14 protein-coding genes are annotated in these 14,214 nt (G+C 76.4%); 11 read left to right on the top strand and 3 right to left on the bottom strand.

The window, feature by feature from the left end; all coding sequences use genetic code 11:
- Positions 1 to 94 precede the first annotated feature (94 nt).
- The 3 genes from ACI79Q_RS08050 to ACI79Q_RS08040 all read right to left on the bottom strand — a co-directional run bounded on the left by ACI79Q_RS08050 (position 95) and on the right by ACI79Q_RS08040 (position 3,174).
- Positions 95 to 997 (bottom strand): HAD family hydrolase, encoded by a 903-nt coding sequence (locus tag ACI79Q_RS08050; RefSeq protein ID WP_456589138.1) that lies wholly within the window; start codon positions 995 to 997, stop codon positions 95 to 97.
- Between the two features lie 112 nt (positions 998 to 1,109).
- Positions 1,110 to 2,273, bottom strand: coding sequence for a DUF5667 domain-containing protein (locus ACI79Q_RS08045; protein ID WP_456614510.1), 1,164 nt, complete (start codon positions 2,271 to 2,273; stop codon positions 1,110 to 1,112).
- A 139-nt stretch (positions 2,274 to 2,412) separates the two neighbouring features.
- Positions 2,413 to 3,174 (bottom strand): sigma-70 family RNA polymerase sigma factor, encoded by a 762-nt coding sequence (locus ACI79Q_RS08040; RefSeq protein ID WP_456589136.1) that lies wholly within the window; start codon positions 3,172 to 3,174, stop codon positions 2,413 to 2,415.
- 197 nt (positions 3,175 to 3,371) lie between these two features.
- On the opposite strand from ACI79Q_RS08040, the gene ACI79Q_RS08035 reads away from it, so the two are divergent.
- The 11 genes from ACI79Q_RS08035 to ACI79Q_RS07985 all read left to right on the top strand — a co-directional run bounded on the left by ACI79Q_RS08035 (position 3,372) and on the right by ACI79Q_RS07985 (position 14,213).
- On the top strand, positions 3,372 to 4,985 hold the full coding sequence (locus ACI79Q_RS08035; RefSeq protein ID WP_456614509.1) for an AMP-binding protein: 1,614 nt from the start codon (positions 3,372 to 3,374) through the stop codon (positions 4,983 to 4,985).
- On the top strand, positions 4,978 to 5,220 hold the full coding sequence (locus ACI79Q_RS08030; protein ID WP_456589134.1) for a glutaredoxin family protein: 243 nt from the start codon (positions 4,978 to 4,980) through the stop codon (positions 5,218 to 5,220). The genes ACI79Q_RS08035 and ACI79Q_RS08030 overlap by 8 nt, the downstream gene beginning before the upstream one ends.
- 276 nt (positions 5,221 to 5,496) lie before the next feature.
- Entirely contained in the window at positions 5,497 to 6,159 is a 663-nt protein-coding gene (locus ACI79Q_RS08025) for a redox-sensing transcriptional repressor Rex (protein WP_456614508.1), read from the top strand.
- Complete coding sequence (locus tag ACI79Q_RS08020; protein ID WP_456589132.1) at positions 6,156 to 7,535, top strand: glutamyl-tRNA reductase; 1,380 nt, start codon at positions 6,156 to 6,158, stop codon at positions 7,533 to 7,535. The genes ACI79Q_RS08025 and ACI79Q_RS08020 overlap by 4 nt, the downstream gene beginning before the upstream one ends.
- Positions 7,532 to 8,518: a hydroxymethylbilane synthase gene (hemC, locus tag ACI79Q_RS08015; RefSeq protein ID WP_456589131.1), complete on the top strand. Its 987-nt coding sequence runs from the start codon at positions 7,532 to 7,534 to the stop codon at positions 8,516 to 8,518. The genes ACI79Q_RS08020 and hemC overlap by 4 nt, the downstream gene beginning before the upstream one ends.
- A 91-nt stretch (positions 8,519 to 8,609) precedes the next feature.
- Positions 8,610 to 10,154: a uroporphyrinogen-III synthase gene (locus ACI79Q_RS08010; protein ID WP_456614507.1), complete on the top strand. Its 1,545-nt coding sequence runs from the start codon at positions 8,610 to 8,612 to the stop codon at positions 10,152 to 10,154.
- Positions 10,151 to 11,149, top strand: a complete 999-nt coding sequence (hemB, locus tag ACI79Q_RS08005; RefSeq protein WP_456589129.1) for a porphobilinogen synthase — start codon at positions 10,151 to 10,153, stop codon at positions 11,147 to 11,149. The genes ACI79Q_RS08010 and hemB overlap by 4 nt, the downstream gene beginning before the upstream one ends.
- A 19-nt stretch (positions 11,150 to 11,168) precedes the next feature.
- Positions 11,169 to 11,648, top strand: coding sequence for a hypothetical protein (locus ACI79Q_RS08000; RefSeq protein ID WP_456589128.1), 480 nt, complete (start codon positions 11,169 to 11,171; stop codon positions 11,646 to 11,648).
- On the top strand, positions 11,645 to 13,012 hold the full coding sequence (gene hemL / locus ACI79Q_RS07995) for a glutamate-1-semialdehyde 2,1-aminomutase (protein WP_456589127.1): 1,368 nt from the start codon (positions 11,645 to 11,647) through the stop codon (positions 13,010 to 13,012). The genes ACI79Q_RS08000 and hemL overlap by 4 nt, the downstream gene beginning before the upstream one ends.
- A complete protein-coding gene (locus ACI79Q_RS07990) occupies positions 13,009 to 13,641 on the top strand; it encodes a histidine phosphatase family protein (RefSeq protein WP_456589126.1) in 633 nt (210 codons plus the stop codon). The genes hemL and ACI79Q_RS07990 overlap by 4 nt, the downstream gene beginning before the upstream one ends.
- Positions 13,638 to 14,213 (top strand): TlpA family protein disulfide reductase, encoded by a 576-nt coding sequence (locus ACI79Q_RS07985; RefSeq protein ID WP_456599597.1) that lies wholly within the window; start codon positions 13,638 to 13,640, stop codon positions 14,211 to 14,213. Before ACI79Q_RS07990 ends, ACI79Q_RS07985 begins: the two co-directional genes overlap by 4 nt.
- The last annotated feature ends 1 nt before the right edge of the window (position 14,214 follow it).

Genomic DNA, 14,214 nt, shown 5'->3' with positions numbered 1-14,214 from the left:
GCGTGCGGGGCGTGCCCTGGGGTGAGGTGCTGGAACGGCCCTCGTCAGGGGCCCGCGCCGAGCGTGCGAGGCGTGGGAGGACGAGGGTCCTTTTTCACCAGGGCAGCTTGTTGCGGCGGCGCAGGGCGAGCGCGCCACCGACCAGCCCGCCGGAGAGCGCGGCGGCGGCCACCGTCGGCACGCCGATCTTCGCGGCCTTCCGCCCGGTGCGGAAGTCGCGGATGGTCCAGCCCCGGGCGCGGGCGACCGCCCGCAGCTCGGTGTCGGGGTTGACCGCCACTGCCGTGCCGGTGAGGGACAGCATGGGCAGGTCGTTGGCCGAGTCGCTGTAGGCGGTGCAGCGGGACAGGTCCAGGCCTTCCCGCTCGGCGAGGGCCAGCACCGCCTCCGCCTTGGCCGGTCCGTGCATCAGCTCGCCGACCAGCCGCCCCGTGTAGCGGCCGTCGACGATCTCGGAGACGGTGCCCAGCGCCCCGGTCAGCCCGAGCCGGTGCGCGATGATCGACGCGAGCTCGACCGGCGTGGCCGTCACCAGCCACACCCGCTGACCGGCGTCGAGGTGCTTCTGCGCGAGGGCGCGGGTGCCCGACCAGATGCGGTCGGCCATCAGCTCGTCGTAGATCTCCTCACCGGCCTGCATGATCTCCGAGACCTCGCGGCCGGCGACGAAGGCGAGCGCGTTCTCGCGGATGGTGAGCATGTCGTCGGCGCTCTCGTTGCCGGCGATGCGGAACTTCGCCTGCTGCCAGGCGAAGCGGGCGATGTCGCGGCTGGTGAGGTACTTGCGGGCGGCGAGGCCGCGGGCGAACCAGAACAGCGAGGCGCCGATCATCATCGTGTTGTCGACGTCGAAGAACGCCGCAGCGGTGAGGTCGGGCTCGACGGCCGTCGGGCTCGCCACCTCCGCCGCCGCCGCCGACGCGGCGCCGGCGACGTGGGCGCGGGTCTCCTCGGCGGACTGCGCGGCACGGCGACCGCGCACCGACAGTCGCGGCACGGCGACCTCCCTCACTCGATCCGGCCCGGTGCGCCGGGACTGCGCCTGCGGCCGGCCCGGCGCACCGTCCTTGCGACCCTAGCCGGGCCGGTGGCCCGGGGTCAGGTCGTGGTCAGCACTCGCCGATCGTGATCAGCGGCGGCAGGCAGAGGTTCAGCGGACCGGGCAGTGGGACGTCGAGCACCGGTGGGGGCGCCGGCCGGGTCGTGCTGCTGACCGGTCCGGGCCCGCCGGGCCCGCCGGGCACCGGCAGGGCCGGCACCGACGGGCGGGGGGCGCCGGGCGTCGCCGTGGCGCCACCGGTGGGCGCGCTGCCCGGCCCGGGCGCCTGCGGTGTGCCCGCAGGGGTGCTACCGGGCTCGGAGGGGGTGGGCGGTGCGGCGGGTGCGGCGGGTTCGGCGGGCCCGGCCGACGGCGGCACGGTGGTGTCGGTGTCGGTGTCGGTGTCGGTGTGGGGCGGAACCGCGGCCGGGGACTCGTCGACCACCGCGGGCGGGGCGGCGGTGAGGCAGAGGCCGGGGACCGGGCCGAGCGCGTCGTCCCCGACGACGGCGGGGCCCGCGGAGCACTGCAGCGCCGCGCGCAGCCCCTCGACCCGGGCGGTCAGTGCGCGGAGCAGGTCCGTGGACTCCCCGTAGGCCGGTGCGGCGGCCGCCGGGACGTCGTCCGACAGCGTTGCGAGCCCGCCCGAGTGCGCGGCGGCCCAGCGGGCCAGGGTGTCCAGCGGTGCGGCGTCGCGGAGCTCCACGGCGCGCCCGGTGAGCCAAGTGGCCCCCTGGGCGGTGTGCTCGTCCATGGCCCGCAGGGTGTGCTGGACGAGCGCCGGCTCCCCGGCGGCGGCGAGGAGGGCGAGCTCCTCCAGGCGCGTGCTGGCCAGCTCCAGCAGGGTCTGGCCGCGGCTGTCGCCGGCGAGCGCCAGCTGCGTCTGCTCGGTGCCGCGCTTGAGGTCGTAGAGGGGATCGCCCGGCTGCGCGCCGGCCGCCACGGCCACGAGGGCCGCCAGGCCGGTGACGCCGACCGCGGCGCCGGCGAGCCCCGCGGTCAGCCGTCCCCGCCACCGGGCCGGCGGGCGGTCCACCGCGCGAGCCGCGAGCAACCGCCGGCGCAGCGAACGGCCGGCGGGCTCCGGGGTGCGGACGGCAGCCATCGCCACCAGCCGGGCGCGGGCGCGGGCCCGGTACCGCGGCTCGGGGTCGGTGTCGAGCTGAGCGGCGAGGCTCTCGAGGCGAGCGGCCAGCGCCGCCCCGGTGTCGGGTGCGGACGGGGGACCGGTCATGGTCGAGCCGTTCTCGGGCCGGATCACCCGCCACCTCCCGTCCTCGCCTCGGCGCTCGTCCGCATCCCGGCGAGGGTCCGCCGCCCCGTGTCCAACGATGGAGCGGACCGGCCGGTTACGGCCCGGCCCCTGGGTGCGGTCACCGCAGCCCGTCGGGGAGCAGGCTCGCCAGCCGCCGGACCGCCCGGTGCTGGAGCGCCTTGATCGCGCCGTCCTTCTTCCCCATGATCTCGGCAGTCTCGGAGACGGAGAGACCGTGCATGAAACGCAGCACGATGCACTCCTGCTGCTCGCCCCCCAGCTGCCTCACGCACGCCAGGAGCTCCTCGTTGGTCAGGTGCTGCAGCACGGCGTCCTCGGGCCCGTCGGTCGCCCGGTCGGCGTCCCGCATGTCCGCGGTGCTGACCTCCAGCCGGAAGCGGCTGCTCTTCACCTGGTCGCGGATGATGTTCCGGGCGATCGTCACCAGCCAGGCGCCGACGTCACGACCCTGGAACGACAGCGAGTCGATGCGCCGCAGCGCCCGCACGAACGTCTCGCTGGTGACGTCCTCGGCCGTCGCGCGGTCGCCGACCCGGTGGTAGGCGTACCGGTGCACCAGCGTCACGTAGCGGTCGTAGAGCCGCCCGAACGCCTCGGCGTCCCCGCCCTGGGCCCGGCGGACCAGCCCCCACACGTCGACGTCGCCGGCCGCCACGAGGCCCGCACCGGCGTCGGCGAGCTCCGCGGCGACCTCCACGGGGAGGGGATCGGCGTCGTCGTCCGGCGCGGCCGGAGGGCCGGTGAGCGAGGCGAGCGCTCCAGCGACCGGCAGCTCCTCCGCGCTCGCGCGGGGGAACGGCCTCGGACGCGGGCGGGGGCCGGCACCGGGCGGCCGCCCGGCGTCCAGGGGGTGCGGCATGCGGGCGTTCGACCTCCTCGTCGGCCCGCTGTGCCTGGACCGTCCTCGTTCGCCACGCGCGCCGTCACGGCGCGCATGGGCTGCGTCGCAGGCCCCATGGTGACAACATCGCCCCTGGCCGTCCACGGCAGCCCACCCGGGCGCGTCCCACGCGTCCCCCGACCGGGGCTGCGCCGCACCGACGACAGGAGATGTCCGTGTCCGAGGCAGGCACGTCGCTGGCCGCGCTGGTACGCGCCGCCGCGCAGCGCGACCCCGACGCCCCGGCGGTGGTGACCGGGGCCCGCCGGCTCAGCTGGGGTGAGCTGGACGCGGCGGCGGACCGGGCGGCCGCGGGGTACGCCGACCGCGGGCTGACCGCCGGCGACCGCGTCGCCGTGCAGCTGCCGAACGGGCCGGACTGGCTGCGGGCGGTGCTGGGCGGTCTGCGCGCCGGGCTCGTCGTCGTCCCTGTGAACACCGCCTACACCGACCCGGAGCTCGAGCACGTCCTCACCGACTCCGGGGCCGCGCTCCTGGTGGCGCCCGGCGTCCGCGACCCGCTGGCCGGCGTGCCGGTCTGCCCCGGTCCGCCCGCGGCCGACGGCCCGGCGCCCACCGTGCCCGACGACCCCGCCGCGCTGGCCTTCCTCTGCTACACCAGCGGGACCACCGGCCGGCCGCGCGGCGCGATGCTCACCTCGGGGGCGCTGCGCGCCAACCAGCAGCAGTGCCTGGCCATGACCTCGCCGCCGGTCCGCCCCGACGACCGGGTGCTCCTGGTGCTGCCGCTCTTCCACGTGTACGGGCTCAACGCGGGCTTCGGGCTGGTCGCGGCCACCGGGGCCTGCGCCGTCCTGCAGGAGACCTTCGACCCGCGCGCGTCGCTGGCGGTGATGGCCGAGGAGGCCGTCACCGCCGTGCCGGGCGCCCCGCCGATGTACCAGGCCTGGCTGGCCGCGGCCGACGCGGGCAACCTCGAGGACCCCGCCCACCCGGACGCCGAGCTGCGCCGTGGCTTCGCGGCCGTGCGCGTGGCCTCTGCCGGAGCCGCGCCGCTGCCCGAGGAGGTCTGGACGGCGATGCGCGAGCGGGCCGGCGTCACCGTGTGGGAGGGCTACGGGCTCACCGAGGCGGCGCCCGTCGTGGCCAGCACCCTGGCCACCGGCCGGGCCAAGCCCGCGTGCATCGGTGGCCCGGTGCCGGGGCTGGAGCTGGAGCTGCGCGACACCGCGACCGTCGGCGCCCGCACCGTGGACCCGCCCGACGGCGGGGACGCGGACGCCGGTGCGGACGAGGACGCCGACGAGGCCGACGAGGGCCCGGGGGAGATCTGGGTGCGCGGTCGGAACCTCTTCTCCGGTTTCTGGCCCGACGGGGCCGACGGGCCGGACGCCGACGGCTGGCTCGGCACCGGCGACCTCGCCTACCGCGACGCCGACGGCGACCTGCACCTGGTCGACCGGCGCAGTGACCTGGTCCTCGTCAGCGGCTTCAACGTCTACCCGGCCGAGGTGGAGCGGGTCCTCGAGCAGCACCCGGCGGTGGCGGAGAGCGCGGTCATCGGCGTCCCCGACCCGCGCACCGGTGCGGCGGTGCGGGCCGTCGTCGTCCTCGAGCCGGGTGAGCGGCTGGCGGTGGAGGAGCTGCAGCGGCACGCTGCGGAGTCGCTCGCGCGGTACAAGGTCCCGACGTCGGTGCACTTCCTCCCGTCGCTGCCGCACTCGCTGACCGGCAAGGTCAGCCGTGCCCGCCTCCGCGAGCTCGGCCTCACCGGCACCGACGCCGCGGCACCGGTCGGCGCAGCGGCCGGCGAGGCCACCGATGGCTGAGCGGCTGCAGCTGCTGGTCCGCGACGGCTGCCACCTCTGCCTGACCGCCGCCGAGCAGCTGGCCCCGATCGCCGCCCGCGCCGGCCTGGAGCCGGTCCGGGTGGACGTCGACGCCGACCCCGAGCTGCAGGCGGAGTACGGCGACCGGGTGCCGGTGCTGCTGCTCGACGGCCGGGAGCACTCCTACTTCACGCTCGACGTGCCCCGCCTGCGACGGGACCTCGGGCTGGACTGAGGCGCGGCCCCGTCCGGCTGTCTCCCGGTTCCGGGGCGGGGCCGGACCCGGGCCCCCCGTACGGGTGGCGGGCGGCCAGCGGTTATCGTGCTCTCCACCACACCTGTGACCCGATCGGTCCAGGTCAACGGCCCGTCGCCGCGTCGGCAACTTTGTTCCTGCGTTCACAAGCGGTTACCGTGGCGGACGCGAGCGCGCCGAGCGCTCGCGTCCCCGATGTCGCAGCACCGCCCCCGGCGCCCGCCGGGTCCCGGGCGCGACCGCTGTGGAGAGCCCGTGATCCAGCCGCGGCCCCGGACCATCCCGGAGGCCACCGTCGCTCGTCTGGCCGTGTACCTGAGGGTGCTGACCAGCTTCGCCGACGGCGGCCGGACGACCGTCTCCTCCGGTGAGCTGGCGACGGCCGCGGGGGTCAACCCGGCGGGTCTGCGCAAGGACCTGTCCCACCTGGGCTCCTGCGGCGTCCGCGGCGTCGGCTACGACGTGCGCGCCCTGCAGGAGCGCATCGCCCGCGTGCTGGGGGCCGAGCAGTCCCGCGCCTGCGTGCTCGTGGGCATCGGCAACCTCGGGTCCGCGCTCGCCGACTACGCCGGGTTCGGCAGCCGGGGCTTCGAGTTCGTCGGCCTCTTCGACGCCGCGCCGGGCCGGGTGGGCCAGCGCATCGGCGGCCTGACCGTGCAGGACATGGCCGGGCTGGAGGCCGCCGTGACGGCCGCGGGGGCCTCCATCGGGGTCATCGCGACGCCGGCCGAGGTCGCCCAGCAGGTCTGCGACCGGCTCGCCGCGGCCGGGGTGAGGAGCATCTTGAACTTCGCACCGGTGACGTTGTCGGCGCCCCCGGGCGTCGACGTCCGCCAGGTCGACCTGTCCGTCGAGCTGCAGGTGCTGGCCTTCCTCGGCCAGCAGCGGGCCGTGCCCGTGGGGGAGGAGTCGGCATGAGCATGCTCGCGGTGGGCGTGAGCCACCAGACCGCACCGGTCGCGCTGCTGGAGCAGTTCGCGATGGGGCCCGATGAGCGGGTCAAGGCGCTGCACGAGCTGGTCGACAGCGACCACGTGAGCGAGGCCCTCGTCCTCGCCACCTGCAACCGGGTCGAGGTGTTCGCCGAGGTCGAGCGCTTCCACGGCGGCGTCACCGACGTCAGCCGGGTGCTGGCCCGTCAGGCCGGGGCCACGGTGGAGGAGCTCTCCCCGTACGTGACCGTGCACTACGAGGACCAGGCCGTCGCCCACCTGTTCACCGTGGCCGCCGGGCTGGACTCGATGGTGGTCGGGGAGACGCAGGTGCTCGGGCAGCTGCGCGCCGCCTACGCCCTCGCCCGCGAGGAGGGCACCGTCGGCCGCGCCCTGCACCCGGTCGCCCAGCGCGCGCTGCGCGTGGGCAAGCGGGTGCACTCCGAGACCGGCATCGACCGGGCCGGCGCCTCGCTGGTGTCGGTGGCCCTCGACCGGGCCGAGGCCCGCATCGGCGCCCTCGCCGGCCGCCCCGTCCTCGTCGTCGGCGCCGGCTCCATGGGTGCGCTCGCCGCCACCACGCTGGCCCGCCGCGGTGCCTCCGTCGTCGTCAGCAGCCGCACCCCGGCCTCCGCCGAGCGGCTGGCCGAGGCCGTGGGCGGCCGCGCCGCCCCGCTGGACCACATGGGCGAGGAGCTCGCCGCCGCCGACGTCCTGCTCACCTGCACCGGTGCCACCGGCCTGGTCGTGGGCACCGAGGTCGTCGCCGCGGCGATGGCCGGCCGGCGCGACCGGCCGCTGGTGGTCATCGACCTCGCGCTGCCCCGGGACGTGGACCCCGGCGTGGCCGCGCTGCCCGGCGTGCACGTCGTCGACCTGGCCCTCCTGCAGGGCGAGCGGAACACGGCGCTGCTGCAGGGCGAGCAGCGCGACGGGGAGGCCACCGCGGGGCCCGTGGCGGCCGACGACATCAGCACCGCCCGCGCCATGATCGAGGCGGAGACGGCGCTGCTGCGCGCCGAGCGGCAGGCCGCCGAGGTGGGGCCCACCGTCTCCGCGCTGCGCAGCCAGGCCGCCGAGGTCGTCGACGCCGAGCTGCTGCGGCTGGCCGGCCGGTTGCCCGACCTGGACGCGCGGGCGCGTGCGGAGATCGCCCGCACCGTGCGCCGCGTCGTCGACAAGCTGCTGCACGAGCCCACCGTGCGGGTGAAGGAACTGGCCGCCACGCCGGGTGGCACGGACTACGCCGGCGCGCTGCGGGCACTGTTCGGCCTGGGCATCGACGCCGATGTCACCCCCGGCGCCGGCCGGCTGGCCGACGCCGTCACCGTCGACCCCGACCGTCCGGGAGGCCCGGCATGACCGCCGCCGACGTGCAGGACGCCGCCACCACGGTGGCGGGCACCGCTGTTCCGCTGCGGCTGGGCACCCGGGCCAGCGTGCTGGCGCAGACCCAGTCCCGGGCCGTCGCCGACGCCCTCACCGCCGCCACCGGTGTGCCGGTCGAGCTGGTGCTGATCAGCACCGAGGGCGACCGGTCCTCCGCGGCCATCGCCCAGCTCGGCGGGACCGGGGTGTTCGTCACCGCGATCCGCCGGGCCCTGCTCGCCGGCGAGGTCGACCTGGCGGTGCACAGCTACAAGGACCTGCCCACCGCGCCGGAGCCGGGGCTGAGCCTGGCCGCCGTCCCGGTGCGGGAGGACCCCCGGGACGCCCTGGTCGCCCGCGACGGGCTCACCCTCGGCGAGCTGCCGCCCGGTGCGCGGATCGGCACCGGCGCCCCCCGCCGCGTCGCCCAGCTGCGGGCCCTCGGGCTCGGGCTGGAGATCGTGCCGATCCGCGGCAACGTCGACAGCCGGCTCGCCCGGGTGGCCGGCGCCCCCGACGGCCCGGGTGACCTGGACGCCGTCGTCCTCGCCCGGGCCGGGCTGAGCCGCATCGGCCGCACCGACCGGATCACCGAGACCCTCGATCCGCTGCAGGTGCTCCCCGCTCCCGCCCAGGGAGCCCTCGCCGTGGAGTGCCGCACCAGCGACGCCCGCACCCGCGAGCTGCTGGGCCGGCTCGAGGACGCCGCCACGCGCGCCTGCGTGGTGGCCGAGCGGGCGACGCTCGCCACCCTCGAGGCGGGCTGCAGCGCACCGGTCGCCGCCTACGCGGAGGTGGCCGAGGGCGAGAGCGGCCCGGAGCTGTACCTGCGCGCCTCGGTGACCGCGCTCGACGGCAGCGACTCCGTGCGCGGTTCGCTCACGGGCCCGCTCGCCGACGCCGCGGCCCTCGGCCGCACCCTCGCCGCCGAGCTGCTCGACCGGGGCGCGGCCGCCCTGATGGCGGCCGGCGAGTGACCCCCTGCCCCACCCAGACCCCAGCAGACGCCCGAAGGACTCGGGCCACAACAGACGCCCGACGGAGTCGGGCCAGGATCAGGAGCACGGCATGACGCGCTTCCGCAAGACCGCAGGCCAGTCCGGCCGGGTCGTGTTCGTCGGCGCCGGCCCGGGCGACCCGGGCATGCTCACCGCCCGCGCCACCGCGGCGCTGGCCGAGGCGTCGGTGGTCCTCGTCGACCCCGACGTCGCCGCCGCCCTCCAGGACGCCGTCCGCGAGACCAACCCGGAGGCCGAACTGACGCCGGTGTCCGGTGAGCCCGCCGAGGTGGCCAAGGGCGCCGTCGCGGCGGCGAAGGGCGGCGCGGTCGTCGTCCGCCTCGTCACCGGTGACCCCTACACCTCCGACGACGTGGTCAAGGAGGTGCTCGCCGTCTGCCGCACCTCCGTGCCGTTCGACGTGGTGCCGGGTGTCGCGACCGCCACCGCCGTCCCCGCCTTCGCCGGCGTCGCGCCGGGCAGCACCGCGGTGACCGCGGACCTGCGCAGCGGCGTCGACGTCGCCGCGCTGGCCGGGGCCGCCGCCGCGACCGGCGGCACGCTGGTCCTCCAGGGCACCGCCGAGGCGCTGCCCGACGCGGCCGCACGCCTGGTGGAGGGCGGGCTCTCCGGCAGCACCCCGGTCGTGGTGACGACCGGCGGCTCCGGGACCGGCCAGAAGAGCCTGGTGAGCAAGCTGTCGGCCGTGGCGGAGAAGACCGCCGGCCTCGACCCGCTCAGCGGGCCCGTGGTGGCCACCGTCGGCGCCGCCGTCGACAAGCGCGCCAAGCTGTCCTGGTGGGAGAGCCGCCCGCTGTTCGGCTGGCGGGTGCTCGTGCCGCGGACCAAGGACCAGGCCGGGGACATGAGCGACCGGCTCCGGGCGTACGGGGCGGTGCCGGTCGAGGTGCCGACCATCGCCGTCGAGCCGCCGCGCAGCCCGGCCCAGATGGACCGCGCCGTCAAGGGCCTGGTCACCGGCCGCTACGGCTGGATCGTGTTCACCTCGGTCAACGCGGTGCGGGCCGTCCGGGAGAAGTTCGTCGAGCTGGGCCTCGACGCCCGCGCGTTCGCGGGCGTGAAGGTGGCCTGCGTCGGCGAGCAGACCGCCGAGGCCGTGCGGGACTTCGGCATCCAGCCGGAGCTGGTGCCCAGCGGCGAGCAGTCCAGCCAGGGCCTGCTGGCCGACTTCCCCGAGTACGACGACGTGCTCGACCCGATCGAGCGGGTGCTCCTGCCGCGCGCCGACATCGCCACCGAGACCCTGGCGGCCGGGCTGGTCGAGCGCGGCTGGGAGATCGACGACGTCACCGCCTACCGGACGGTGCGCGCCGCGCCGCCGGCCGCGTCGGTGCGCGAGGCGATCAAGGGAGGTGGCTTCGACGCCGTCTGCTTCACCTCCTCCAGCACGGTGCGCAACCTGGTCGGCATCGCCGGCAAGCCGCACGCCAAGACCGTCGTCGCGGTGATCGGCCCGGCGACGGCGGCCAGCGCCCAGGAGTTCGGGCTGCGGGTCGACGTGCAGCCGGAGACCGCGGCCGTGGCGCCGCTGGTGGACGCGCTGGCCGAGTACGCCCTGTCGCTGCGCGAGGCGGAGGACGGCGAGGGCAAGTGATCGAGGGTGGTGGGGCGAACCCGGGCTTCGCGCGCGGACGCCGGCTGCGGTCCACGCCGGCGCTGCGGCGGCTGACCGCGCAGACCAGGGTGGCCCCGGCCGACCTGGTGCTGCCGGTCTTCGTCAAGGAGGGCATCGACTCGCCGGTGCCCATCGGCTCGATGCCGGGCGTGGTCCAGCACACCCAGGACTCGCTGCGGAAGGCCGCGGCCGAGGCCGCCGAGGCGGGCATCGGCGGGCTCATGCTCTTCGGCATCCCGTCGGAGAAGGACCCGGTCGGGTCCGGGGCCGACGCCGCCGACGGCGTGGTCAACGTGGCGCTGCAGCACCTGCGGGCGGACCTCGGTGACGAGCTGGTCCTCATGGCCGACCTCTGCCTGTGCGAGTACACCGACCACGGGCACTGCGGCGTCGTCACCCCGGCCGGGGTCGTCGACAACGACCCGACCCTGGACCGGTACGCCGCGGTGGCGATCGCGCAGGCGCAGGCCGGCGCGCACCTGGTGGCGCCGAGCGGGATGATGGACGGGCAGGTCGCCGCCATCCGCGCCGGGCTGGACAGCGCCGCGTTCTCCGAGGTGCCGATCCTGGCCTACGCGGCCAAGTACGCCTCGGGCTTCTACGGCCCGTTCCGCGAGGCCGCCGAGGGTGCCCCGCAGTTCGGCGACCGGTCGACCTACCAGATGGACCCGCCGAACGCCGACGAGGCGCTGCGCGAGGTCGCGCAGGACCTCGCCGAGGGTGCCGACGCCGTCATGGTGAAGCCGGCGCTGCCCTACCTGGACATCGTCTCCAAGGTCGCCGACGCCGTGCAGGTGCCGGTGAGCGCCTACCAGGTCAGCGGCGAGTACGCGATGGTCGAGGCGGCCGCCGCCAACGGCTGGGTGGACCGCGAGCGGGCGATCCTCGAGACGCTGGTCGCCATCCGCCGCGCGGGCGCCGGCCAGGTGCTCACCTACTGGGCCGTCGAGGCGGCGCGGTTGCTGACCCGCTGACCCAGGGGTGGTCGGGGACGTGACGTACGTCGAGCCCGGGGGCTCCTGGCGGCCGTTCTGGCTGGTCGCCGGGGTCCTCGGGCTCTTCCTGCTCGGGGACCTGCTGCTGCCCGGGCCGGACGTCCCGCCGCTGGTCTGGGCGCTCACCCTGGTCGCGGTGCCCGGCGTGGTCGCGATCGGTTGCCTGTCCGCCCGCCGGGTGTGGACGGTCCGGGTGGACGCCGACGGCCTGGCGGTGGGCCGCGAGCAGGTGCCGCTGCGCGACGTCGACGCCGCCGCGCTGCGGGAGGCCGACGCCGGGGTGGATGCTGGTGCCCCCGTGCTCGGCGGGGGCTGGTCGCTGCCGCGGGGCCGCACCGGGCTGCCGCTGCGGCTGGCCGACGGTCGGACGGTGCTGGTCCCGACCCGCGACCCCGCGGCGCTGCGGGCCGCCCTGCTCGGGAGTGTGCGCGATGCCTCCGACCGCTCGCCGGGCGCAGAGGGGACACTGGGGACGTGACCTCGCTGGACAGCCCGCCCTACACCTACGAGGCCCCGGTTTCCGCCGGCCTCTTCGCCCGCGGTCAGGACGTCACCCCGGGCGGGGTGAACAGCCCGGTGCGCGCCTTCCGCGCCGTCGGCGGCACGCCGCGCTTCATGGCCGAGGCCTCCGGTCCCTGGATCACCGACGCGGACGGGCGGCGGTACGTCGACCTGGTCAGCTCGTGGGGGCCGATGATCCTGGGCCACGCGCACCCCGCCGTCGTCGAGGCGGTGACCGCGGCCGCGCGTCGCGGCCTGTCCTTCGGCGCCCCCACCGAGGGCGAGCTGGAGCTGGCCGAGGAGATCCGCAACCGCGTCGCGCCGGTCGAGCGCGTGCGGCTGGTCAACTCCGGCACCGAGGCGGTGCTCTCGGCCGTGCGGCTGGCGCGCGGGGTGACGGGCCGCCCGCTCCTGGTCAAGTTCGCCGGCAACTACCACGGCCACGTCGACGCGCTGCTGGCCTCGGCCGGCTCCGGGGTGGCCACGCTGGGCCTGCCCGACACCCCCGGGGTGACCACGGGGGCCGCCGCGGACACCATCGTGCTGCCCTACAACGACGTCGCCGCCGTCGAAGCGGTCTTCGCCGAGCGCGGCGACGCCATCGCGGCCGTGGTCAGCGAGGCCGCGCCCGGCAACATGGGCGTGGTGCCGCCGCTGGACGGCTTCAACACCGAGCTGCGGCGGATCACGGCGGCGCACGGTGCGCTGCTGGTGCTCGACGAGGTCATGACCGGCTTCCGGGTGTCGGCGTCGGGCTGGTACGGCCTCGACCCGGTCGACGCCGACCTGTTCACCTTCGGCAAGGTCATGGGCGGGGGGCTCCCGGCGGCGGCGTTCGGTGGCCGCGCCGACCTCATGGAGCACCTCGCGCCGAGCGGGCCGGTCTACCAGGCCGGCACCCTCTCGGGGAACCCGGTGGCGGTCGCGGCCGGCCTGGCCACCCTGCGGAACTGCACCGACGAGGTCTACGCGCAGTGCGACGAGGTCTCCGCCGTGCTGCGCGGGGCAGCGAGCGCGGCGCTGTTCGCCGCCGGTGTGCCGCACCGGGTGCAGCAGGCCGGCAACATGTTCTCGGTCTTCTTCGTGCCCGACGAGCGCCAGGTCCGGGACTACGACGACGCCCGCACCCAGGACGTCTCCCGCTACACCGCCTTCTTCCACGCCCTGCTGGCCCGCGGGGTGTACCTCCCGCCGTCGGCGTTCGAGGCGTGGTTCGTCAACGCGCAGCTCTCCGGCGAGGCCCTCGACCGGGTGCTCGAGGCGCTCCCGGCCGCGGCCCGGGCTGCCGCCGAGGCCGACGCCCACCGCACCGGCGCGATCGACAGCGAGCGCTCCTCGTGACCACCACCGTCGTCCACCTCCTCCGGCACGGCGAGGTGCACAACCCCGCCGGCGTGCTCTACGGCCGGCTGCCCGGCTACCGCCTCTCCACCGCCGGCGAGGCCATGGCCGTCGCGGCCGCGGAGTGGTTCAGCGGGCGGGACGTCGTCCACCTGGTGTCCAGCCCGCTGGAGCGGGCTCGGCAGACCATCCGCCCCCTGGCCGAGGCGACCGGGCTGGAGGTGCAGATCGACGAGCGGATCATCGAGGCCGGCAACGCGTTCGAGGGCCGGGTCGTCGGCGGGGGCGGCGGCGTCTTCCGGGCGCCCCGCAACTGGTGGAAGCTGCGCAACCCGTTCCAGCCATCCTGGGGCGAGCCGTACGTGGAGATCGCCGCGCGCATGATCGCCGCGGTCGAGGCGGCCCGGGACGCCGCCCGCGGGCACGAGGCGGTGCTGGTCAGCCACCAGCTGCCCATCTGGGCCACCCGCCTGCACGTCGAGGGACGCCGGTTCGCCCACGACCCCCGCCGCCGGCAGTGCTCGCTGGCCAGCGTCACCTCGCTCACCTACGAGGACGACGACTTCGTGCGCGTCTCCTACGCCGAGCCGGCCGGCGCCACCGATCCCGACGCGGTGCCGGGCGCATGAGGCGGCTGCTGACGGCCCTGCTGGCGGGCGCGATCCTCACCGGGTGCAGCACCGGCTCCGACGCGGTCGAGGTCAACAACGGCGGCGAGTTCCGGTTCGTCGAGGCCACTCCGGCCGGCGAGGTGATCCCGGCCGACGAGCGGGCGACCGCGCCGGAGTTCTCCGGCACCCTGCTGGGCGGCGGGGAGTTCTCGTCGGCGGCGCTGGCCGGGGACGTGGCCGTGCTGAACTTCTGGGGGTCCTGGTGCGGCCCGTGCCGGATCGAGACGCCCGAGTTCCAGGAGGTCTACGCCGAGGTGCGGGACGAGGGCGTGCAGTTCGTCGGGCTGAACGTGAAGGAGACCGACGAGCAGTTCGCGCTGGCCTTCGTCGAGCGCTTCGGCATCGAGTTCCCCTCGCTCTACGACCCGCGCGGCGAGGTGGCGCTGGCCTTCCGCGACTACCCGGCCAACGCCGTCCCCTCCACCATCGTGCTGGACCGCCAGGGCCGGGTCGCCGCCGTGTACACCGGGGCGGTGGCGCAGGACGACCTGCGCGCGGTGCTGGACCAGGTGCAGGCGGAGGAGGTCTGAC

The sequence above is a fragment of the Blastococcus sp. SYSU DS0828 genome (assembly GCF_054050975.1).
Note: the sequence above shows the minus strand (reverse complement) of the source record. Positions and strands in the feature narration are given on the sequence as shown.

Excerpts from the sequence above, each read along its gene's own strand:
- ACI79Q_RS08045 (WP_456614510.1), bottom strand. The coding sequence starts at position 2,273 with ATGACCGGTCCCCCGTCCGCACCCGACACCGGGGCGGCGCTGGCCGCT.
- ACI79Q_RS08040 (WP_456589136.1), bottom strand. The coding sequence starts at position 3,174 with ATGCCGCACCCCCTGGACGCCGGGCGGCCGCCCGGTGCCGGCCCCCGC.
- ACI79Q_RS08030 (WP_456589134.1), top strand. The coding sequence starts at position 4,978 with ATGGCTGAGCGGCTGCAGCTGCTGGTCCGCGACGGCTGCCACCTCTGC.
- ACI79Q_RS08020 (WP_456589132.1), top strand. The coding sequence starts at position 6,156 with ATGAGCATGCTCGCGGTGGGCGTGAGCCACCAGACCGCACCGGTCGCG.
- hemC (WP_456589131.1), top strand. The coding sequence starts at position 7,532 with ATGACCGCCGCCGACGTGCAGGACGCCGCCACCACGGTGGCGGGCACC.
- ACI79Q_RS08010 (WP_456614507.1), top strand. The coding sequence starts at position 8,610 with ATGACGCGCTTCCGCAAGACCGCAGGCCAGTCCGGCCGGGTCGTGTTC.
- ACI79Q_RS07985 (WP_456599597.1), top strand. The coding sequence starts at position 13,638 with ATGAGGCGGCTGCTGACGGCCCTGCTGGCGGGCGCGATCCTCACCGGG.